Genomic DNA, 21016 nt, shown 5'->3' with positions numbered 1-21016 from the left:
TGAGGACGTAACCGAAGGGCGACCGCGCACCGAGCGACAGCCCGGGGCGAGGAGTGATGGCACAGACACAGCAGCCGGGAGACGGCGCGGCGGAGCATGCTCGGGGTGCCGGTGGCCAGGGCTCCGGGGACGACAGTACCCGTGAGACGCCCCAGGTGCCGGGCGGCGACACGGGCCCCGGAGCGGACGAAACGCCCTTGCTGCCGCCGGTCGATCAGGTGTTCACCCCGAGCCGCGGCACCGCGGCCCCGCTCGGCACCCTCGGCGACGGCCGCTACCGCGTCACCCACCGGCTCGGCCGGGGCGGCATGGCGGAGGTCTACGCCGCACAGGACGTCCGGCTCGGCCGGACGGTCGCGGTCAAGCTGCTCCGCTCCGAGCTGGCCCAGGACGACGTGGCCCGGCTGCGCTTCACCCGTGAGGCGCACGCGGTGGCGGCGCTCAACCATCACTCGATCGTCTCGGTGTACGACACCGGCGAGGAGGACCTCGCGGGGGACTCGACCCCGTACATCGTGATGGAGCTGGTCGAGGGCCACACCGTCCGCGAGCTGCTGATGGACGAGGACGCTCCGCCGGTCGACCAGGCGCTGATCATCACCGCCGGGGTCCTGGAGGCGCTCGCCTACAGCCACCGCAACGGCATCGTGCACCGTGACATCAAGCCCGCCAACGTCATCATCACCAACGGCGGCGCGGTCAAGGTGATGGACTTCGGCATCGCCCGCGCGCTGACCGGCGGCGCCACCACCATGACCCAGACCGGCATGGTGATGGGCACCCCGCAGTACCTCTCGCCGGAGCAGGCCCTGGGCAAGGCGGTCGACCACCGCTCGGACCTGTACGCGGCCGGCTGCATGCTCTTCGAACTGCTGACGCTGCGGCCGCCGTTCACCGGCGACACCCCGCTCTCGGTGGTCTACCAGCACGTCCAGGACATGCCGGTGCCGCCTTCGCAGGCCAACAACCGGGTGCCCGCCCAGCTCGACGAGCTGGTGCTGCGCTCGCTGGCCAAGGACCCGGACGACCGCTTCCAGAGCGCGGACGAGTTCCGGGCCCATGTGCAGCACGCCCTGCGGGAGATGCACAGCGCGGCCGGTTCCGGGTTCGCGACGGGTGCGACCACCATCGCCCCCGCGGCCTCCGGCGGCGGGTACTACGGCGCCGGGTCGAGCGGTGCGACCGCCGTCACCAAGCCGCTGGGCTCGGTCGACGGTTCCGGCGGTGCGGGCGCGGCCGGCACGCCGATCGACCAGACGGCGATGCTGCCCTACCCGGCCACCGGGCAGCACGACGGGCCGCTGAGCCCCTACACCGCGGGTTCGTACGGCGGCGGCCACGGCGGCGGTTACGACGACGGCGGCTACGACGACGGCGGCAACGGGCGCGGGCGCAAGCGCAGCCCGTGGCCGCTGATCGGCGGGATCGTGGTGCTGCTGGTGGTGGCCGCCATCGGTGCCGCCATGGCGCTGAGCCCCGCCAAGAAGCCGCACGACTACACGCCGAAGCCCGGGACGGTGCAGACCCCGTCGGCGCCGTCGGCCGAGACGCCCGACGCGTCGACCCCGCTGCCCTCGCCGAGCCGCAGCTACGGCGGCGGCACCAACCCGAACCGGAGCACGCCGCCGCCGGAGACGCAGGACAGCCCGCCGACGTACCCGCCGCCGGGGCGTTCCAGCGCGCCGTCGCCGTCGGCCTCGGCCTCGGCTTCGGCCTCGGCCCCGGTCAGCCATCCCCCCACGGACTCGCCGAGCGACGGCCCGGCCCCCTCGCACTCCAGCAACCCGACCGCCGGCTCCAGCCCCTCGTCGGGCGTCAGCACGCCGCCGGACGGTGGCGGCAAGAGCACCACGGGCACGGGAGGCGGCACGACCCACTGAGCTCCTTCGAAGGAGCAGTCCCGTAGGGGCGCGGGGAACCGCACGGACGGAGGACGGCCGGGGTCGAGCACGATCCCGGACCCCCGTTCCGCGCGGTTCCCCGCGCCCCTTCCGGGTCTTCCGGGCTCCCCGCCGGGAGCCTCCGGTGGCCCGGTCAGTTGGTGAAGGCGTCCAGGACCTGCTCGTACTCCTCGCACCACCAGGTGAGTTGCCCGGCCGAGGCGGGGAAGAGCGGGTCGGCGCGGCGGTCGCCGCGCTGGTAGTGCCACTGGAGCATCCAGAGGTCGTTGAGGCGTTCCCACCACACCCGGTGCACGGCGGAGGCCAGTTGGGCCGGGGTGGCGGCCCCGCAGGCCCGGTACGCCTGCGAGTAGCGGCGGACCCGGACCAGGTCCAGGACGCCGCTCTCCCGGTCGTTGAAGATCAGCGTGGCGGCCCGGACGGTCTCCTCCGCCTGCGGGCGGACGCCGAGCTTGTCCCAGTCCAGTACGGCCGTGAGCAGGTCGCCCCGGTAGAGCAGGTTGAGGCCGTGGAAGTCGCCGTGCGTCCAGCCGGTCGGCGGGGCGCTCTCGGGGGCGGGCCGCCGGTGCCGGTGCACCGAGAGCAGGTCGAGGCGTTCGGCCAGGCGCTGTTCGGCGAGCGCGTCGAAGGCTTCGTACGGCTCCTGCCGGGCGATTCGCCGGCGTAGCTCGCCGACCAGCCGGACGGTCTCCGCGGGGTCGGCGGTGGCATGGCCGCCGGGCTGCCGCACGGGGGCGCAGACTTCGCCGAGTGCGCCGTGGATCCGCCCGAGCAGTGCGCCGAGTTCGGCGCACTGGGCGGGTGCCAGTTCGGTGCCGTGCCGGTGGCCGCCCGCCACCCAGGGGTAGAGCGCGAACAGCCGGCCGCCGTACGCGGTCACGGTCCGGCCGCCGGGTGTCGGCAGCGGGGGCGGGGTGGGCAGTCCGAGGGCGTTCAGGTCGGTGGTGGCACGGTGCTGGGCGGTGATCGCGGCACGGGTGGCGGTGGCGCGGTCGACGTAGCACTTGAGGAAGTACCGGCCGGATTCGGTGGTGATCCGGTAGCCCCGGTTGAGCAGTCCCTCGGCCACCGGCCGTATCTCGCGGGGCCTGCCGACCCGGTAGGAACGCAGCACCCCGGTCACGGCTTCGTATCCGACCGGGGGGCTGAGGGTGCCGAAGGGGGGTGCGGTGTGGTCCGGACGGGGCGGCGCGCACACGATGATCTGGCCTTGCGTTGTCACGGAACAGGAGCGTAATGCGCGCCTGCACAGGCCCTTGACAATGTGTCAGAGATGTGCTTAATGCTGATGATCGGCCTGATGGCGGGCCACGTAGGCGGCCGCCTGGGTGCGGCGCTCCATGCCCATCTTGGCCAGCAGGCTGGAAACGTAGTTCTTGACGGTCTTTTCGGCCAGGTGCAGTTCGTTGCCGATCTGACGGTTCGTCATGCCCTCGCCGATCAGGTCGAGGATCCGCCGCTCCTGCTTCGTCAACTGGGCGAGCCGTTCGTCCTCCTTCTCGCCGCCGCCGTCGCGCAGCCGCTCCAGCACCCGGCTGGTGGCGACCGGGTCGAGCAGCGACTTCCCCGCCGCCACGTCGCGGACCGCCGAGAGCAGGTCGGTGCCCCGGATCGCCTTCAGTACGTACCCGGAGGCTCCCGCCATGATGGCGTCGAAGAGCGCCTCGTCGTCCGAGAAGGAGGTCAGCATCAGGCACTTGATCTCCGGGCGGCGCGAGCGGACCTCGCGGCAGACCTCGACGCCGTTGCCGTCCGGAAGCCGGACGTCGAGGATCGCGACGTCGGGGTCGACGGCCGGGATCCGGGCCAGCGCCTCGGCGGCGGTGCCGGCCTCGCCGACGACCTCGATGTCCTCCTCGGTGGAGAGGAGATCGTGGACGCCGCGCCGGACGACCTCATGATCATCTAGTAGGAAAACCCTGATTTGTCCGTTTCCAGTCACGGTCAAATGCTCCCATATCCGCCCTTAGGAGACCTATTGCCCGTGATACCACCGACGCAGAATCCGTGCCGATTACCCCCTTACGCGGAGGGCTCCGCCCGGATAACGTGCGCAGGTGTCCTGACGGCACCGCCCAGAGAGCTGCACCACACCTGCACTCTCCGGCGTGAACAAGTAGGACGTCCTAGCGCAAGCGCGCCAAAGGGCGCTGCTGGGTAACGTTCTCGTGAGGGACGCCGTCGGAAAGGGAACACCACCTGCCTCGCAGTCGGTGCGCACACCCACGCGTGCCTGCGAGGCGGTGACCGGACCGGTCACCGGCGACCCCGGGCGGCCGGACAGACCGAGGAGTGAACGTGACCGTCAAAAGCACGGCGAGGGCGCGCAAGAAGGCCGCCCCCGGCGTCCCTGACAACCTCCGCATCAAGGGTACGGACGCCCCGCCGGAGCTCGTACAGCTACTCACGCCCGAAGGGGAGCGGGTCGAGAACCCGGAGTTCCCGCTGGCGATCACCGCGGACGAACTCCGCGCCCTCTACCGCGACCTGGTGCTGGTCCGGCGCTTCGACGCCGAGGCCACCTCGCTCCAGCGCCAGGGCGAACTGGGCCTGTGGGCCTCGCTGCTCGGCCAGGAGGCTGCGCAGGTCGGCTCGGGCCGCGCGATGCGCCCCGGTGACTACGCCTTCCCGACCTACCGCGAGCACGGCGTCGCCTGGTGCCGCGACGTGGACCCGCTGAACCTGCTCGGCATGTTCCGCGGTGTGAACCACGGCGGTTGGGACCCGAACGAGAAGAACTTCCACCTCTACACCATCGTGATCGGTGCGCAGACCCTGCACGCCACCGGCTACGCGATGGGCATCACCAAGGACGGCGCCGACGACGCGGTGATCGCGTACTTCGGTGACGGCGCCTCCAGCCAGGGTGATGTCAGCGAGGCCTTCACCTTCGCCTCGGTCTACAACGCCCCGGTCGTCTTCTTCTGCCAGAACAACCAGTGGGCGATCTCCGAGCCCACCACCGTGCAGACCCGCATCCCGCTCTACCGCCGCGCCGCCGGCTTCGGCTTCCCCGGCGTCCGGGTGGACGGCAACGACGTGCTCGCCTGCCTCGCGGTCACCCGCTGGGCGCTGGACCACGCCCGCAACGGCGGCGGCCCGGTGCTGATCGAGGCGTTCACCTACCGGATGGGCGCGCACACCACCTCCGACGACCCGACCCGCTACCGGCTGAGCGAGGAGACCGAGGCCTGGAAGGCCAAGGACCCGATCACCCGGCTCAAGGCCCACCTGGAGCAGCAGGGCCTGGCGGACGAGGCGTTCTTCGCCGGGATCGAGGCGGAGAGCGAGGAGTTGGGCCTGCGGGTGCGCGAGGGCGTGCGCAGCATGCCGGACCCGGACCCGACTCTGATCTTCGACCACGTGTATGCCGAGCCGCACGCACTGGTCGAGGAAGAGCGAGCTGAGTACGAGGCGTACGCGGCGTCCTTCGAGGGCGGGGAGAACCACTGATGGCCGGTCAGCTGAGCATTGCCAAGGCGCTCAACGACGCCCTGCGCAAGTCGCTGGAGAACGACCCGAAGACCGTCCTGATGGGCGAGGACATCGGCAAGCTGGGCGGGGTCTTCCGGATCACCGACGGGCTGCAGAAGGACTTCGGCGAGGCCCGGGTGATGGACTCCCCGCTCGCCGAGTCCGGCATCATGGGCACCGCGATCGGTCTGGCGCTCAGAGGCTACCGGCCGGTGGTGGAGATCCAGTTCGACGGCTTCGTCTACCCGGCCTTCGACCAGATCGTCTCCCAGCTGGCGAAGATGCACGCCCGCGCGCTCGGGCACGTGAAGATGCCGGTCACCGTCCGCATCCCGTACGCGGGCGGCATCGGCGCGGTCGAGCACCACAGCGAGTCGCACGAGGCCTACTTCGCGCACACCGCCGGTCTCCGGGTGGTCAGCCCCTCCAACGCCCAGGACGCGCACTGGATGCTCCGCCAGGCCATCGAGTCGGACGACCCGGTGATCTTCCTGGAGCCCAAGCGCCGCTACTGGGACAAGGGTGAGGTCGCCGACTCGGCCGACCTGCCGCTGCACGCCGCCCGGGTGGTGCGTCCCGGCACGGACGCCACGCTGATCGCGTACGGCCCGATGGTGAAGGTCTGCCTGGAGGCCGCCGCGGCCGCCGAGGAGGACGGCCACCACCTGGAGGTCGTCGACCTGCGCTCGCTCTCCCCGATCGACTTCGACACCCTGGAGGCGTCGCTCAAGCGCACCGGGCGCGGCATCGTGGTGCACGAGGCGCCGGTCTTCATGGGCATGGGCGCCGAGCTCGCCGCCCGCCTCACCGAGCGCTGCTTCTACCACCTGGAGGCCCCGGTCCTGCGGGTCGGCGGCTACCACGCGCCGTACCCGCCGTCGCGGGTCGAGGAGTCCTTCCTGCCCGACCTCGACCGCGTGCTCGACGCCGTCGACCGCGCGCTGGCGTTCTGAGAGGGAGCGAGATGACCACCGAAGTTCGCTCGCTCCGCGAGTTCAAGATGCCGGACGTCGGCGAGGGCCTCACCGAGGCCGAGATCCTGACCTGGTACGTCAAGCCGGGTGACGAGGTGACGGACGGCCAGATCGTCTGTGAGGTGGAGACCGCGAAGGCGGCGGTCGAGCTGCCGATCCCGTTCAACGGGGTCGTCGAGCAGCTCTTCTTCCCCGCCGGCAGCACGGTGGACGTCGGTACGGCGATCATCTCCGTCGCGGTCGGCGCCGTCGCGGGTGACGTTCCGGCGGCTCCGGCCGCCTCGGTGGCCGCCGACGCCGTCGCCGAGGAGGCCGTGCCCGAGCGCCGCGAGGTGCTCGTCGGCTACGGGCCGCGCACCGGGGGGACGCAGCGCCGGGCCCGCCGGAGCGCTGCCCCGGCCAAGTCGGCCGCCGCCCCGGTTCCTTCGGTCGCACCGCAGCCGGTCGCCGTCCCGGTGGCCCCGGTCCCGGCCGCTCCCGTCACCGCTCCGGCGGTGGGCGAGCGTCCGCTGGCCAAGCCGCCGGTGCGCAAGCTCGCCAAGGACCTTGGGATCGACCTGCGGACGGTCGTGGCGACCGGTCGCGACGGTGTGATCACCCGCGAGGACGTGCACGCCGCCGCGGCGGCAGCCGCGCCGGGTGAGGCGGCCGCTTCGGCCCCGCTCGCCCCGGTCGTCGAGGCGGTCGCGGTCACCGAGGCCGCGGCGCAGCCGGTGCCGGCCGTGCGGGGCGACGTCCGGGTGCCGGTCAAGGGCGTCCGGAAGGCCACCGCGCAGGCGATGGTGGCCTCGGCCTTCACCGCGCCGCACGTCACCGAGTTCGTCCAGGTCGACGTGACCCGGACGATGAAGCTGGTCCGCAAGCTCAAGGAGAGCGGTGACCTGGGCGCGGGTGTCCGGGTCAGCCCGCTGCTGCTGGTCGCCAAGGCGCTGCTGACGGCGGTCCGGCGCTACCCGGAGATCAACGCCGCCTGGGACGAGTCCGCCCAGGAGATCGTGATCAAGGGCCAGGTCAACCTCGGCATCGCGGCGGCCACGCCGCGCGGCCTGATCGTGCCCAACATCAAGGACGCCGGCTCCCAGACCCTGCCGCAACTGGCCGTATCACTCGGTGAGTTGATCGACACCGCGCGTCAGGGCAAGACCTCGCCCGCGGACATGCAGGGCGGCACCATCACCATCACCAACGTCGGCGTCTTCGGCGTCGACACCGGCACCCCGATCCTCAATCCCGGCGAGGCCGCCATCCTGGCCTTCGGTGCGGTGCGGGAACTCCCGTGGGTCCACAAGGGCAAGGTGGTGCCCCGTCAGGTCACCACGCTGGCACTCTCCTTCGACCACCGCCTGGTCGACGGCGAGCTCGGTTCCAGGGTCCTGGCGGACGTCGCCGCGGTCCTGGAGCGCCCGAAGCGCCTGATCACCTGGGGCTGACGCCCCCGCGTGCCACGGGCCCTGCCTCTGCGGAGGCAGGGCCCGTGGGCGTTCCGGCGGGTGTGCCGGTGGGCGCCGGGGCTTCGGGTGCGTGCCCGGCGGCCCCGGTGCGGCCCGGCGGTGCGGCTCAGCGGTGTGCGGACCGGCGCCGCAGGGCCACCACCGCGCCGCCGCCCAGCAGGACGAACGCGCCCGCCGAGCCGGCCGGCAGGGCGCTGCCGCCCGGCAATCCGCTCTGCGCGAGCCGGTTGCCGACCGGGACGGTGTCGGGTTCCGGGTCGACGCTCGGCAGCGGGGTCAGCACCGCCGGGACGGCCGACGCCGCGTCGGTGGCCGAACCGGCGGCGTAACCGGCAGCACGGGCCGGGGAGTTGGCCGTTCTGGCGGCGGAGCCGCGGAGCACCTTGAGCGTGGTCGAGTTGCTCTTGCCGTTGAGCCCGAAACCGCTGAAGACCTGGATCTCGGTCTGCTGCGCGGGAGCGTCGGCGGCGAGCGAGAGCCGGAACAGGTAGCGGTGGGCGTGCTGGTCCGTCAGCGAGTCGGCCAGCACGGAGGTATCGGCGACGATCGTCGGGTCGCAGCTGTTGCGCAGCGGCAGGTCGACCCACCGGCCGCCCTTCATGACCGCCACCTTCAGGTCCTGGATCCGCAGGTTGGTCCCCGGGGTGCCGTAGTCGGAGTTGGACCTCGGGTTGTAGAGCGCGAAGGACGGGGCGATCTTGGCGTAGTCGGCACCGGTGAAGTTGGCCATCTCGACGCCGATTTCGACCGGGGCGCCCCCGGCGGTCAGCGCGGCCGGGACCACCGGGATGAAGGCCGAGGCCGGGCTGCCGTGGTGGGTCTCCGCCGGGGAAGGGGCAGTTGCGGACCCGGAGCCGGTGGCACCGGCACTCGCGACGCCGGCCGGGGCGCCGTCGTCGCCGCACGCCCAGGCGGCGGAGGCGCCCGGAAACAGGGGGACGGCAGCACCGACGGTGAGGGCTGCGAAGCCGATGGCGAGGGACCTGCGGGTGGAGAGCGCGGACAGGACGTTCTTCGCAAAACCTGGCATAGCGGATACTCGCATGATGGGTTCCCCAGGGACCTGTTGCGGACTGCGTGCTGGAAGGAGTCGGCCGGTAGCTGCATCCCCCGGCGGCTCGCCGGTCCCGCTCTCCGTGCCTTCGCACACACAGACACGTCCGCCGACGGACGACTGCAGCAGTGGTGAAGATATTTCCGGAGTGTCGCAAAGGGTCTTCCAGAATACTGCTCGGATGGCAGAGCATCGCGCTGAAATGCAGCAGCGGACGGAACGGAACACCGAGGCGACGGGGGAGCCCGGGGCGCCGGACGGACGGCGCTCGCTGCGCAGGGACGTCTCGGTACCCGCCCTGCTGGCCGGGCTGGTCTGCATCGTGGTGTCCTTCTCGGGCCCGCTGGTGGTCGTCCTGGCGGCGGCCGCCGCCGGACACCTGGACCAGGCGCACACGGTCTCCTGGATCTGGGCGGTGTCCATCGGCAGCGGGCTCACCTGCCTGCTGCTGAGCTGGTGGACCAGGACCCCGGTGATCACCGCCTGGTCCACGCCGGGAGCGGCGCTGCTGGTGACCAGCCTGGGCGCGTACCCGTACCGCGAGGCGGTCGGGGCGTTCCTGGTGAGCGGCGTCGCGGTCACGGTGTTCGGGATGACCGGACTGTTCGGGCGGCTGATCGAGGCCGTGCCGTCCGGCATCGTCAACGCGATGCTGGCCGGAATCCTGTTCTCGTTCGGCGCCGGAGTCTTCGGCTCCCTGCACCAGGCACCCGTCCTGGTCCTCGGCAGCTTCGCGGCCTTCCTGCTGGCCAAGCGGTACGCACCCCGGTACGCGGTGCCGGCGGCACTGCTGGCGGGCGGGATCCTGGCGGCGACCACCGTCGGACTGCCGCTGCACCTGGGGAGCGGCGGCCCGGTCCGCCCGGTCCTGACCGCACCCGCCTTCTCCTGGCCCGCCACGGTCGGCCTGGCGCTGCCGCTCACCGTCGTCGTCCTCGCCTCGCAGAACGCGCCGGGACTTGGCATTATGCGCGCCTTCGGCTACCGGCCCGACGACCGGCTGCTGATCGGCGCCACCGGTGCCCTCTCCGTCCTGCTGGCGCCGTTCGGCTCGCCCGGGGTCAACCTGGCCGCCATCACCGCCGCCATCTGCACCAGCCCCGAGAGCCACCCCGACCCCGACCGCCGCTACATCGCCGGAATGTCGGCCGGTGCCCTCTACCTGCTGGTCGGCAGTTTCGGCGGAGTACTGGTCAGCCTGTTCACCGGACTGCCGCCGGCACTGATCGCGGTGATCGCCGGAGTCGCCCTGCTGGCGTCGTTCCAGGGCAGCCTGGCCGGCGCCCTCGCCGACGAGGCAGGCCGCGACGGCGCCGTGGTGACCTTCCTGGCCACCGCCTCCGGGATGACCCTCTTCGGCATCGGACCGGCCTTCTGGGGCCTGCTGCTGGGCATCGGCACCCACCTGCTGCTGCGCCGCCGCTGAGAGCAGGAGGCGTCTGCGGGCGTCCCGAGGCATCCCAGGGCGGGCGTTCCGGGGCGTCCCGGGGCGTCTGCGGGCGCTCGAAGGTGCTTGCGGCGCCTGCGGTTGCTCGAAAGCGGTCGCCGGCGGTCGGAGGGGGCGCCAGCGGTCGGCGGCGAGATGCCCAGGGACGCCCGATGAGGGGGGTTTAAGGCCCAGACCGCAGATCCGCCTGCGGATTGCGCCGGATGCCCCGGCACGGTGATCCGGTCCGGCGAAGTCGGGCCCCGAGAGGTCTGGCCCGTCCGACGGGCCGGGTACGTCTTGGCGACCCCCCCACCCGCGCTCCAGCCGGGTGACCGGAGTCCGGAGGACGCACCGTATGCCGAACGGTTGGTCTGGCCGAATCGTCCGGAGCGCAGCGGCGCTCAGTCTGCTCTCGGTCGCAGCTCTGCCGACCGCGCTGGAAGTCGCATCCCCAGCACCCTTCGGGACGATAGGCGCCCCGGCGCCGTCCCCGGACCGCGCCGCACCGCCGCACCGCCCGGCCGGGCCGGACCTGCGGACGCCGGAGCCCGCGCCGACGGTGGACATACGCCGCACCGGCGAGCCCGCCAACCGGATCACGCTGGTGCTGATAGGCGACGGCTACACCGCCGACCAGCAGGAGCTGTTCCAGGAGCAGGCCGACCGGGCCTGGCGCGCACTGCTGGAGATAGAGCCGTTCCGCAGCTACCAGAGCTACTTCAACATAAGGCGGGTCGACGTGGTCTCCCCGGTCGCGGGGATAGCCGAGTCGGAGAACCACAGCCGCAGGGCGACCACCCCGCTCGGCATGCACTTCTGGTGCGAGGGCACCGCCCGGCTGCTCTGCGCGGACGAACCCGCCACCGCCCGGTACGCGGGCAACGGCGAGGGACCGCAGTATCTGATAGCCCTGGCCAACTCCAGTGAGTACGGCGGCGCCGGCGGCACCGGAGTGACCACCCTCGCGGGCGGCAGCCCGGACGCCGGGCGGATCATCCAGCACGAGATCGGCCACACCGTCGGTGACCTCGGCGACGAGTACGACAGCGCCCCCGACGACGCCGACTACCCCAACCTCTCCACCGTGAACGCCGACGAGATGGCCCGCGCCCACGTGAAGTGGTGGCGCTGGCTCGGCGCCCAGTCCCCGGACGGCGGTGGCACCGTCGGGGCGTACCGCAGCGCCAACGGCATCTACCGGCCGACCGTCGACTCGGTCATGCGGACCCTCGGCGGCAGCTACAACCTCCCCTCCCGGGAGGCGATCCTCGAACAGCTCTACCGCCGGATCGGGCCGATGGACCCGCCAGAGCCCGCCGCCGGTGCGGTGACCGGGCGGCCCCGACTGCACGTCCGTCCGCTGCCGTTGACGGGGACCCGGCAGCTCCAGGTGCAGTGGCGGGTGGACGGCGTTCTCACCGCCCCCCAGGGCCCGGACCCGAGCTGGCTGGACACCGCCACGCTGCCGATCCGTCCGGGCAAGGACGTGAAGGTCACCGCGACCGTGCGGGACACCACCGACTGGGTGCGCGACGAGACCTTCCGCAGCCAGCACATGACCAAGACGGTGACCTGGACGCTCAAGGGCTGACGCGGGGTTCGGGCGGGGTGCGGGGGCGGCTCACCAGGGGCCTGCCCGAGGACGCCCTAGGGAGACAAGGCTGCTTCGCGTCCCTACTCCGGGCCTGCCAGATTGATCATTTGATGGGATGACTAGTCTGGTCGCCGTGCCCGTGGACCCCGATAGCCCCGCAAGATCCCGCTCCGTCCCTGGTCCTCGACAGTCGCAGCGCCCCGGGGCCGCTCCCCCGGGCCATGACCCCGTACCGTCCGACCCGGTGCCGTCCGGCGCCGTACTGCCGGACCTCGCGCCGCCCGGTGGCCGGGCCGCCTGGACCGCCTGGTCGATCGGCGTCTGCGTCTACGTCCTCGCGGTGATCCACCGCACCAGCCTCGGTGTGGCCGGGCTGGACGCGGCGGCCCGGTTCGGCATCGGCGCCTCGGCGCTCTCCACCTTCACGATCCTCCAGGTCATGGTCTACGCGGCCATGCAGGTACCGGTCGGCCTGCTGGTCGACCGGTTCGGGCCGCGCCGGGTGCTGCTGCTCGGCGTACTGCTGCTGAGCTGCGGCCAGCTCGCCTTCGCCTTCAGCTCCTCCTTCGGGCCCGCGCTGGCCTCCCGGGCGGTGCTCGGCTGCGGTGACGCGATGACGTTCATCAGCGTGCTGCGGGTCGCCGCACGCTGGTTCCCGGCGGCGAAGAACCCGCTGGTCGCCCAGCTCACCGGGCTGGTCGGCACCGGCGGCAACCTGGTGACCACCGTCGTTCTCGCGCCGGCCCTGCACAGCGAGGGCTGGACCTTCACCTTCGCCCTGACCGCCCTGCTCGGTGTCGGGGCGTTCGCGGCGGTCGCGCTGCTGCTCAAGGAGGCCCCGGTCGGCGTCACCGTCGTACCGGTGGCCGGGCGGCGACTGCCGGTACGCGAGCAGATCCGGCAGGCCTGGCGGGAGCCCGGAACCCGGCTCGGCATGTGGGTGCACTTCACCACGGCCTTCCCGGGCGCGGCCTTCGGCCTGCTCTGGGGGATGCCGTACCTGGTCGAGGGCCAGGGCATGAGCCGGGGCGAGGCAGGCGGACTGCTGACCCTGCTGGTGCTCAGCAACATGGCCTTCGCCCTGGCGTTCGGACGTCTCGTCTCGCGCCGTCCCGGCATCCGGATCCCGGTCACCTTCACCGTCATCGGCAGCACGGCGGCCTGCTGGGCCGTGGCGCTCGCCTGGCCGGGCGGGCACCCGCCGCTCTGGCTGCTGGTGCTGCTGCTCGTGGTCATGGGCAGCAACGGCCCCGCCTCCCTGGTCGGCCTCGACTACGCCCGTGCCCACAATCCGCCCGAGCGCCTCGGCACCGCCTCGGGCATCGCCAACATGGGCGGCTTCATCGGCACGATGATCACCCTCTTCGGCATCGGCCTCCTGCTGGACTCCCTCTCCGGACCCGCCGGGCACACGGCCGAGACGTACCGGTGGGCCTTCTGCTGGCTGTACGTTCCGCTGGCGGTCGGGACCGTGATGATCATCCGGCTGAAGGGCAGGCTGGGGCGGGCCCAGGCCATCTGACCTGCAGAGACGCGAACGCCCTCGGTCGGAGGGGGCCGGGAACGGCGGGGGTGTCGGGAACGGCGGGGGTGTCGGGAACGGCGGGGGTGTCGGGGATGGCGTGGCCGTCGGCGCCGCCGGGGCCGCAACCCTGCGCAGGGCATCGGGTCACGGCGCCGACGGCGGCCCGGCGGCCTAGTCCTCGCCGAGGGTCCGGAGGATTTCGACGATCTCCTGGAACGTCGCCTCGAACCTGAGCGAACCGGCCTCGCACGGCCGGACCCGGGGGTCCGGCCGCTTCGCCGCTCCGGGCGGGCGGTCGGCGAGGCGGCGGATCAGGTCGACCAGCTTGAGCCTCCGGCACTGCGGGATCGCCGTGCCGCCCCGAATGCCCACGCGTTCGACGCTCGGGCACTGGAAGTAGGCGCCGAACGGCGGTCCGCTGTCGTCCTGCCGGCTCGGCACCCGGAACTCCATCTCGCCGTGCCGGCAGTGCACCGTCCCGTCCGAGCGGACGTGGATGCCCGGCCCGTTCTCCTGGTGGATCTCCGCCAGGATCTGCACCTGCTGCCCGATCGCCTCGGCGAGGGTCTCCGCCATCCGCCGCTGCTGCGCGGGGACGTCGGTGTCGCCGCGCCGGACCGAGGGGAGGAGTTCCCCTGAGACCCACTCCTGGAACGCCTCCGCGCTCCGCTTGTCCGAACGCATGATCAACCGGTAGAGACCGGCTTCGCTGATCACCCCGAGCATCGGGTTTCCGCGCCCGTAGGGTTTCTGACCTGCGGGGACGGCATTACCCTCTGTCTGACAGAGGGTTGCCGACCGGAGGTCGATGGTCCGGCTGTGCTTCGTGCCCAGGCCCCTTGCGGTGTCGCTGGGGTTCACCCGCCCCAGGACCTTGCACACGTCGGCCGTGACGAACCACGGTTCGTCGTCGATCATGACCACCCGGACCGGCTGGCCGGTGACCGGGAAGGTGGACCGCACCAACACCATGTCGGCTCCGTCGTCCATGACGCCCCTCCTTCACTCTCGGTGATGGGCTGTCCTGGACAACGAGGCCGAACGGGTGATGTACCGGTACCAGCCGGCCGTACGGGAGCACGATGTGCGCCACCCGCGTACGCCGTTCGGCGCACTTCTGCTCAGCTGTAACGCTTCTCCGTGTACGTCAAGTGGTCAGAGATCTCACGGAGCGTCACGGCATCAGCGCGAAGTTGGCCAGCACCCGGGCGGCCAGCTCCTGGTCGCCCTCGGCCTTGACCGGGCCGGGGCGGCCGCGCCCGCAGGCGAGCCGGACGTACGTCTCCCAGTCCATCGCGAACTGGACGTCGGGGGCGAGGCTCACCCGCTCGTCGACCGTTCCCCGGCCCTCGGCGTCCACGCGGACGGTGCGCAGGAACTCCACCGCGCCGGTCACGTCGAAGGAGACGACCGTACCTGCGGGCGCGCCGGCCAGTCCGGCGACGGCCTTCGGGAGGCCCTCCAGCAGGGCGTCGCGGGTGATCAGCGCGGCCGGGGAGCCCAGGTTGCCGGGGACGCCGAGCGCGCGCCGCAGGTCCTGCTCGTGCACCCAGACGTCCACCGCCCGGTCGCGCAGCAGCGCCCAGTACGGCAGCTCGCGGGTGAGCGGCCCGGCCGGCGAGCGGACCTGGTCGCCCGGCTCCTGCCGGGAGTTGCGCAGTGCGCGCGAGCGGCGGATGACGACGTACTCCAGCTCGCTGGTCAGCTCGATCGGGGTGTGGCAGCGGCGCTTGTCGACGGGCAGTTCGACGTAGCGGGCGAACTCACTGGTGACGTGCAGCAGGTCGCGCGGCAGCGAGTGGATCGGCCGGGGGTCGCCGAGCAGTTCGGACTCGACCGCGATGATGTGCGAGACGACGTCGCGGACGGACCAGCCGGGGCACTCGGTGGCCCGGTTCCAGGAGTCCGTCGGCAGGGGGGCCAGCAGTTCGGATATCGACTCGATGGACTGCGTCCAGGCGTCGACACAGGCCTGCACGGTCTGGTTGTCCGTCACGGGTATCTCCGGCCCTCCGTCAGGTTCCTTGCTGTGCCGGTCCGGACCGGGCGGACCTGAGGTCCGATGGACGAGGTGTCCAGGCTTCCGGGCGGACGTGCTACCCGCACGTTACGCTGCCGGATGACAGCTGGGCAGCGCTTTCGGGTGACGATCGTAGGACGGGTGCCATGGACGGTGGTAGTGTGCGCGCTTCATTGATCCAACTCGCGGTCTCCGACACCGAGCCGCCCGCCGAGCGGCGGGCCAGGGCAGCAGCCCTGGTCCGGGCGCAGGAGGGGGCCGATCTGGTCGTCCTGCCCGAGCTCTGGCCGCTCGGCGGGTTCGCGTACGACGCCTGGTCGGGCGGGGCCGAGCCACTGGACGGGCCGACCGCCGAAGCGATGTCGGCCGCCGCCAGGGCGGCCGGGGTGTGGCTGCACGCGGGGTCGATCGTGGAGCGCGATCCGGACGGGCCGATCTACAACACCTCGCTCTTCTTCGCCCCCGACGGTGAGCTGCAGCACACCTACCGCAAGATCCACCGCTTCGGCTTCGACAGCGGCGAGGCGGTCGCGATGGGGGCGGGTCAGGAGATCGTCACCGCCACCACCGACTTCGGCACCCTCGGCCTGGCCACCTGCTACGACCTGCGCTTCCCCGAGCTGTTCCGGGCCCTGCTGGACGCCGGCTCCGAACTGCTGGTGGTCCCCGCCGCCTGGCCGGAGCGCCGGCGCGAGCACTGGACGCTGCTCGCGCGTGCCCGCGCGGTGGAGGAGCAGGCCTACGTACTGGCCTGCAACACGGCCGGGACGCACGGCGGGGTCGAGCAGGCGGGCCACAGCATCGTGGTCGACCCGTGGGGCCGGGTACTGGCCGAGGCGGGTGCGGGTGAGGAGGTGCTCACGGTGGAGTTCGACCCCGGGGAGACCGCCAGGGCCCGGGCCGATTTCCCGGTGCACCGCGACCGCCTGCTCGGTATTCCGGCCCCGGTGCAGCGCTGACTCGGACACCGGGGAGCGCAGGTCGGACACCCGGCGGCGGCGAACTCGGTCCGGTGTCCCGGTATGGCCGGGGTTAAGGCTCTTGCGCACTCGGTGGACACATTTGAGAAGATGAGCCACCGTCGCGTTTGCCGAGCCCGGAAGAGGAGGTCGCGACCGGAATGCCCAACTCCTTCGACTCCGGGGGCGGCCACCCCGCCATCCAGCGCAACAGCCTGCGCGAACAGATCGCCGGCGCGCTGCGCGAGGAGATGATGGCCGGGCGCCTCGCGGCGGGCCGGAACTTCACCGTCAAGGAGATCGCCGAGCAGTACGGGGTCTCGGCGACCCCGGCCAGGGAGGCGCTGGTCGACCTCGCCGCGCAGGGACTGCTCCGGGCCGAGCACCACCGGGGCTTCACGGTTCCCGAGTTCACCTGGGCCGACTTCCTGGAGATCTTCGAGGCCAGGACCCTGCTCACCGACAGCTCGCTGCGCCAGCTCGCCGCCGGTCGCGGCGGCCCCGGTGTGCCGGGACCGGACTGGACCCGGCTGCCCTCGCTGCGCCGTCGGGCCGAGGCCGCCGTCCGCGCCTCCCAGGCAGGTCAGCTGGACGTCCTGGTCGGCTGCGACCGGCGGTTCTGGCAGGAGGTCGGCCTGCTGGTCGGCAACCGCCGGATCGGCGACTACCTGGACTGGCTGCGGGTGCAGTCCTGGATGTTCGCGGCGCCCCACCTGCGCGCGGCGGACAACCTCAGCGGCGTCTGCTGGGCCGGGCACATCGGACTGGTGGACCGGATCGAGGCCCGCGACCTGGCCGGAACGCACCGGCTGGTCAACGAGTACAACCTGTTCACCGTCGAGCTGCTGGCCTCGCTGACCGGGCAGCCGCTGGAGTCGGTCGGCGTCCTGCCGCTGCTCCGCGAGCACCTGTCGGTGGACGCTCCCCCCACGCCGTCGCCGGCGCCGTCGCAGGGGGGGCCGGGCGGACAGCCCGCGCCGCCGGAGACGCGCGAGGTGGCGGAGGTCGGTCTCGGACTGGTGCCGCTGCCGCGCTTCGTGCCGCCCGGGGGGGCGCCCCAGGCCGGGGGCTGGGGGAGGTTCGGGCGGCCGGTGCGCACGTCCCGACCGGGGAACGAGGAGCCCGCACCGGGCCGATAGGGTGGGCCGTCGTTGCCCGCCCTGCGGAGAGGAAGAGCCGGCCGATGGCCTGCGACCTGTGGCTGGTCCCGCTCGTGGACAAGCTGACCCACAGCCCGGAGAACCCGTTCCGGGACGACCTCCGGCGCTACAACCTCGCGCTCACCGCCCAGGGGCTGCCCGAGGTCCCGGTGTACGAGCACATGCCCGGGATAACCGGCGACGTCGAGCCGGTGGCCGCGTTCGACTACAACTCGCTCCACTTCCTGCGCCGTGCCTACCTGTTGGGCCTGACCGGCTTCGAGATCACGCCGGTGGACGAGCTCGGCGGCGACTACGAGCAGCTGCTGGAGATGTTCGAGAGCACGGCCGAACAGTCGCACCTGGTCTGGCACTTCGACCACGCCGGGGCGTACGTCCCGATCGACTTCCTGCTGCCGGTGGTGGCCGAGAACCTGCTGGAGTCCGGCGGCCCGCTCGGCTCCTCGCAGGGGCTGCTGCGGGAACTCCAGGCGGTGGCACCGGTGCTGGGCATCGACGTGTACAACCCTCCGGCGCCGACCCGCCCGCTCGGCCCGACCGGCCTCGAGCAGCCGTTCGGCCCGCCGCTGGACGACCTGCACCCCTATGCCAGGGAACGGCACGCCTGGGCCGGCCTCTACGCGGCGGCCACCCGGAGCGTCACCCAGGGCTCGATGATCGTCTTCGCCTGACGGTCGCCCTCCGGCCAGGGGCGAACCCCGGTCGGCGGCACGGCCGGGCGCACGCACCGCAGGACGGCCCCGACCCGAGCCGACGGGCGGTCAGCGCCGTGCGGTCGGGTCCGGCCCAACCCAACCCAACCCAGCCCGGTCGGGTCCGGCCCGGCACGGTTCGGTCCGCTCCCGCACGCGTCCCCGTGCCGGCGGGCGCGTCCCCGTGCTGCCGGAAGCCCCCGACCGTCCGACCGGGGGCTTCCGCCGGGCCGGCGGTCAGCGCAGCGGCCCCTCCGGGGGCCGCTGGCGGGGCATGGTGGGCCGGGTGCCGGGGGAGGGCAGGACGCGGACCTGGGCGCCCGAGCCGCCCTCGCTGCGGCCGCCCCAGGGCCCGGCGGCCTGGGTGGGCAGCTGGGTCATGGTGGCCCGGAACTCCAGCATCCACTCGGAGGTCTCGCTGCGGACCATGTCCGAGATGTCCTCGCAGAACCGCCGCAGCACCCCCAGGCAGCGCTCGGCCGCCTCCCCCGCGGTGCCCTCGGTGGGACCGAGCACCTCGCGCACGCACTCCGACGCCCAGTCGAACTGGAAGGCCTCGAGCCGCCGTTGCAGCGCCTGCGCGGTGCTGACGTCGCGCATCCAGCCGGACGTCAGCCCGAAGGCCCGGTCCGCGCCCAGGCTCGCGGCGGAGAGCACCAGGCCGACGTACCCCCAGTTCGCCGCCTGCCCGGCGAGGCCGGTGAGTGCGACCAGCGGGGCGCTCGCCCCGGCGACGGCGAAGCCGGCCGCGCCGAACCGCAGCAGCCGGGCCCAGCGGCGCTTCCAGATCCGGTCGCGGTGGTACCACTCGATCGCCTCGACGGCCCGCTCCTCGGACCAGCGGTAGAGCTCCTCCAGCCGCTCGGCGGGCTCGCCCCAGTCCCCGAGCGGGAACTGGCGGGCGCTCAGATCGGCGCGGCGGCGGGTGGGCGTGCGCTCCGTGGAGGGCATGGCGGGTTGGTCCTCCTCGCCGACTTCCTTGCCCCAGGGGCTCTCCTCTGGCTGCATTTCCGGCTGGCTCACCTGTGGGGCTCCCTGTGGCGGGCGGACTGCTGACGCCCCGGCGGGCTACCGGGACTGACGGGACGTCGGTCTGACGCCCGATCCTGTGACGCTTCATCGGACTGGTTCGGCGCCGTGCGCGGGTGTGGGCCGCCCAATGGTGCCGTGCACCGGTCTGTGCCGGTGGTTCTCCGAGACAAACTCTTACCGCCAAATGGCTGAGCATGGGGCCGGTTCAGGGGTGATCGTTATCGGATTTCACCTCGGTATGCCGAGGTGGGAGGGTTTCGGCGGGCAGTGAGATTTCACCCTTCCGAGCGAGCGAACTGCGACTCTTCGACCTGACCCGGGGTGCGGAGCGGTCGGAACCCCCCTCTGCTTGGAGATTCCTCCAAATGGACGGCGGGAAAATCCGCCGGTATTGGAGCTTCCGACGGGACCGGCGAGTGCGTCGAACGAGCCACCGACTACCCTGTCCGGCGTGAAGGTCCTCGTCATCGGCGGCGGCGCCCGCGAACACGCCCTGTGCCGCTCTCTGTCCCAAGATCCCGCCGTCACCGAGCTGCACTGCGCCCCGGGCAACGCCGGGATCGCGCAGGTGGCGACGGTCCACCCGGTCGACCAGCTGGACGGCGCGGAGGTCACCGCGCTGGCCCGGCGGCTGGCCGCCGACCTGGTCGTGATCGGCCCGGAGGCCCCGCTGGTGGCGGGTGTCGCCGAGCCGCTGCGCGCGGCCTCCATCCCGGTCTTCGGCCCCTCCGCCGAGGCGGCCCGGCTGGAGGGCTCCAAGGCCTTCGCCAAGGACGTGATGGCCGGCGCCGGTGTCCCCACCGCCCGCTCCTACGTCTGCACCACCGCCGAGGAGGCCGCCGAGGCGCTGGACGCCTTCGGCGCCCCGTACGTGGTCAAGGACGACGGCCTGGCCGCCGGAAAGGGCGTCGTGGTCACCTCCGACCGCGCCGCCGCGCTGGCCCACGCCGCGTCCTGCGGGCAGGTCGTCATCGAGGAGTACCTGGACGGCCCCGAGGTCTCGCTGTTCGCGATCACCGACGGCACCACCGTCCTCCCGCTGGTGCCCGCGCAGGACTTCAAGCGCGCCCTGGACGGCGACGAGGGCCCGAACACCGGTGGCATGGGCGCCTACTCGCCGCTGCCGTGGGCCCCCGAGGGCCTGGTCGAGGAGGTGCTGCGGACCGTACTGCAGCCCACCGTGGACGAGCTGCGCCACCGGGGCACCCCGTTCTCCGGCCTGCTGTACGCCGGTCTCGCGCTCACCTCGCGCGGCACCCGGGTGATCGAGTTCAACGCGCGCTTCGGCGACCCGGAGACCCAGGTGGTGCTGGCCCGGCTGCAGACCCCGCTGGCGGGCGTGCTGCTGGCCGCCGCCCAGGGCGCCCTGGCCGAGCTGGAGCCGCTTCGCTGGGACGAGGGCGCCGCGGTCACCGTGGTGATCGCCTCCGAGGGCTACCCGGCGGCGCCGCGCACCGGCGACCCGATCGAGGGCCTGGCCGAGGCGGAGGCCGACGGTTCGGTGCACGTGCTGCACGCGGGTACCCGGGCGGACGAGGACGGCCGGGTGCTCAGCGCCGGCGGGCGCGTCCTCTCGGTCACCGCGACCGGCCGGGACCTCGCCGAGGCCCGCACCCGGGCCTACCAGGGCGTCGGGCGGATCACCCTCAAGGGCGCGCACCACCGCACCGACATCGCCCTGAAGGCCGCCCGGCAGTAGGACCCCCGCTCCGGGGCGGGCTGCCCCGGGTGCGGCCACGGAGTACACCCCA

General features: G+C 72.7%; 17 protein-coding genes. 11 read left to right on the top strand and 6 right to left on the bottom strand.

The annotated features are described in order from the left end of the window. Positions 1-56: 56 nt before the first annotated feature. The gene (locus tag ACFC1R_RS01855) at positions 57-1880 is read left to right on the top strand and encodes a protein kinase (RefSeq protein WP_375931081.1); all 1824 of its coding nucleotides are present in this window, start codon (positions 57-59) and stop codon (positions 1878-1880) included. A gap of 154 nt (positions 1881-2034) precedes the next feature. Here ACFC1R_RS01855 and ACFC1R_RS01850 read toward each other — a convergent pair whose 3' ends face one another. After that, a complete protein-coding gene (locus ACFC1R_RS01850) occupies positions 2035-3123 on the bottom strand; it encodes a phosphotransferase enzyme family protein (RefSeq protein WP_375931078.1) in 1089 nt (362 codons plus the stop codon). 57 nt (positions 3124-3180) lie between these two features. Further along, complete coding sequence (locus tag ACFC1R_RS01845; RefSeq protein ID WP_375931075.1) at positions 3181-3843, bottom strand: response regulator; 663 nt, start codon at positions 3841-3843, stop codon at positions 3181-3183. 356 nt (positions 3844-4199) lie between these two features. Here ACFC1R_RS01845 and pdhA point away from each other — a divergent pair, with 356 nt between their 5' ends. Genes pdhA through ACFC1R_RS01830 form a run of 3 tightly spaced genes read left to right on the top strand, consistent with a single transcriptional unit; the run spans position 4200 to position 7779 of the window. After that, positions 4200-5354: a pyruvate dehydrogenase (acetyl-transferring) E1 component subunit alpha gene (gene pdhA / locus ACFC1R_RS01840; protein WP_375931072.1), complete on the top strand. Its 1155-nt coding sequence runs from the start codon at positions 4200-4202 to the stop codon at positions 5352-5354. Next, positions 5354-6328 carry an alpha-ketoacid dehydrogenase subunit beta gene (locus tag ACFC1R_RS01835; protein WP_375931069.1) on the top strand — a complete coding sequence of 325 codons (975 nt, stop codon included), beginning with the start codon at positions 5354-5356 and terminating at the stop codon, positions 6326-6328. Before pdhA ends, ACFC1R_RS01835 begins: the two co-directional genes overlap by 1 nt. 11 nt (positions 6329-6339) lie before the next feature. After that, positions 6340-7779, top strand: a complete 1440-nt coding sequence (locus tag ACFC1R_RS01830) for a dihydrolipoamide acetyltransferase family protein (RefSeq protein WP_375931066.1) — start codon at positions 6340-6342, stop codon at positions 7777-7779. Between the two features lie 127 nt (positions 7780-7906). On the opposite strand, the gene ACFC1R_RS01825 is transcribed toward ACFC1R_RS01830, so the two are convergent. Then, the gene (locus ACFC1R_RS01825) at positions 7907-8830 is read right to left on the bottom strand and encodes a hypothetical protein (RefSeq protein ID WP_375931063.1); all 924 of its coding nucleotides are present in this window, start codon (positions 8828-8830) and stop codon (positions 7907-7909) included. A 205-nt stretch (positions 8831-9035) separates the two neighbouring features. On the opposite strand from ACFC1R_RS01825, the gene ACFC1R_RS01820 reads away from it, so the two are divergent. The 3 genes from ACFC1R_RS01820 to ACFC1R_RS01810 all read left to right on the top strand — a co-directional run bounded on the left by ACFC1R_RS01820 (position 9036) and on the right by ACFC1R_RS01810 (position 13399). Continuing rightward, positions 9036-10280, top strand: coding sequence for a benzoate/H(+) symporter BenE family transporter (locus ACFC1R_RS01820; RefSeq protein ID WP_375931060.1), 1245 nt, complete (start codon positions 9036-9038; stop codon positions 10278-10280). 562 nt (positions 10281-10842) lie between these two features. Further along, the gene (locus ACFC1R_RS01815; protein ID WP_375931057.1) at positions 10843-11874 is read left to right on the top strand and encodes a M64 family metallopeptidase; all 1032 of its coding nucleotides are present in this window, start codon (positions 10843-10845) and stop codon (positions 11872-11874) included. A gap of 247 nt (positions 11875-12121) precedes the next feature. Then, the gene (locus ACFC1R_RS01810; RefSeq protein WP_375931054.1) at positions 12122-13399 is read left to right on the top strand and encodes a nitrate/nitrite transporter; all 1278 of its coding nucleotides are present in this window, start codon (positions 12122-12124) and stop codon (positions 13397-13399) included. A 174-nt stretch (positions 13400-13573) separates the two neighbouring features. Here the strand turns inward: ACFC1R_RS01810 and ACFC1R_RS01805 are convergent, their stop codons facing one another. Together ACFC1R_RS01805 and ACFC1R_RS01800 are read right to left on the bottom strand one after the other, a co-directional pair. Beyond that, positions 13574-14392, bottom strand: coding sequence for a Bro-N domain-containing protein (locus ACFC1R_RS01805; RefSeq protein WP_375931051.1), 819 nt, complete (start codon positions 14390-14392; stop codon positions 13574-13576). Between the two features lie 184 nt (positions 14393-14576). After that, entirely contained in the window at positions 14577-15398 is an 822-nt protein-coding gene (locus ACFC1R_RS01800) for a maleylpyruvate isomerase family mycothiol-dependent enzyme (protein WP_375931048.1), read from the bottom strand. A gap of 185 nt (positions 15399-15583) precedes the next feature. Here ACFC1R_RS01800 and ACFC1R_RS01795 point away from each other — a divergent pair, with 185 nt between their 5' ends. The 3 genes from ACFC1R_RS01795 to ACFC1R_RS01785 all read left to right on the top strand — a co-directional run bounded on the left by ACFC1R_RS01795 (position 15584) and on the right by ACFC1R_RS01785 (position 18212). Then, positions 15584-16381, top strand: a complete 798-nt coding sequence (locus ACFC1R_RS01795; RefSeq protein ID WP_375931045.1) for a carbon-nitrogen family hydrolase — start codon at positions 15584-15586, stop codon at positions 16379-16381. Between the two features lie 161 nt (positions 16382-16542). Beyond that, positions 16543-17520 (top strand): GntR family transcriptional regulator, encoded by a 978-nt coding sequence (locus ACFC1R_RS01790; RefSeq protein WP_375931042.1) that lies wholly within the window; start codon positions 16543-16545, stop codon positions 17518-17520. 44 nt (positions 17521-17564) lie between these two features. Beyond that, complete coding sequence (locus ACFC1R_RS01785; RefSeq protein ID WP_375931039.1) at positions 17565-18212, top strand: hypothetical protein; 648 nt, start codon at positions 17565-17567, stop codon at positions 18210-18212. A 258-nt stretch (positions 18213-18470) separates the two neighbouring features. On the opposite strand, the gene ACFC1R_RS01780 is transcribed toward ACFC1R_RS01785, so the two are convergent. Continuing rightward, on the bottom strand, positions 18471-19256 hold the full coding sequence (locus ACFC1R_RS01780) for an SLATT domain-containing protein (protein WP_375931037.1): 786 nt from the start codon (positions 19254-19256) through the stop codon (positions 18471-18473). A gap of 460 nt (positions 19257-19716) precedes the next feature. Here ACFC1R_RS01780 and purD point away from each other — a divergent pair, with 460 nt between their 5' ends. Beyond that, complete coding sequence (purD, locus tag ACFC1R_RS01775) at positions 19717-20964, top strand: phosphoribosylamine--glycine ligase (protein ID WP_375931034.1); 1248 nt, start codon at positions 19717-19719, stop codon at positions 20962-20964. Positions 20965-21016 lie beyond the last annotated feature (52 nt).

Origin of the sequence: Kitasatospora sp. NPDC056138 (genome assembly GCF_042264695.1) — a bacterium.
Taxonomy (GTDB): Bacteria; Actinomycetota; Actinomycetes; order Streptomycetales; family Streptomycetaceae; genus Kitasatospora.
This window is presented reverse-complemented; position numbering and strand designations above follow the sequence as displayed.

Excerpts from the sequence above, each read along its gene's own strand:
- ACFC1R_RS01855 (WP_375931081.1), top strand. The coding sequence starts at position 57 with ATGGCACAGACACAGCAGCCGGGAGACGGCGCGGCGGAGCATGCTCGG.
- ACFC1R_RS01835 (WP_375931069.1), top strand. The coding sequence starts at position 5,354 with ATGGCCGGTCAGCTGAGCATTGCCAAGGCGCTCAACGACGCCCTGCGC.
- ACFC1R_RS01830 (WP_375931066.1), top strand. The coding sequence starts at position 6,340 with ATGACCACCGAAGTTCGCTCGCTCCGCGAGTTCAAGATGCCGGACGTC.
- ACFC1R_RS01825 (WP_375931063.1), bottom strand. The coding sequence starts at position 8,830 with ATGCCAGGTTTTGCGAAGAACGTCCTGTCCGCGCTCTCCACCCGCAGG.
- ACFC1R_RS01820 (WP_375931060.1), top strand. The coding sequence starts at position 9,036 with ATGGCAGAGCATCGCGCTGAAATGCAGCAGCGGACGGAACGGAACACC.
- ACFC1R_RS01805 (WP_375931051.1), bottom strand. The coding sequence starts at position 14,392 with ATGGACGACGGAGCCGACATGGTGTTGGTGCGGTCCACCTTCCCGGTC.
- ACFC1R_RS01790 (WP_375931042.1), top strand. The coding sequence starts at position 16,543 with ATGCCCAACTCCTTCGACTCCGGGGGCGGCCACCCCGCCATCCAGCGC.
- ACFC1R_RS01785 (WP_375931039.1), top strand. The coding sequence starts at position 17,565 with ATGGCCTGCGACCTGTGGCTGGTCCCGCTCGTGGACAAGCTGACCCAC.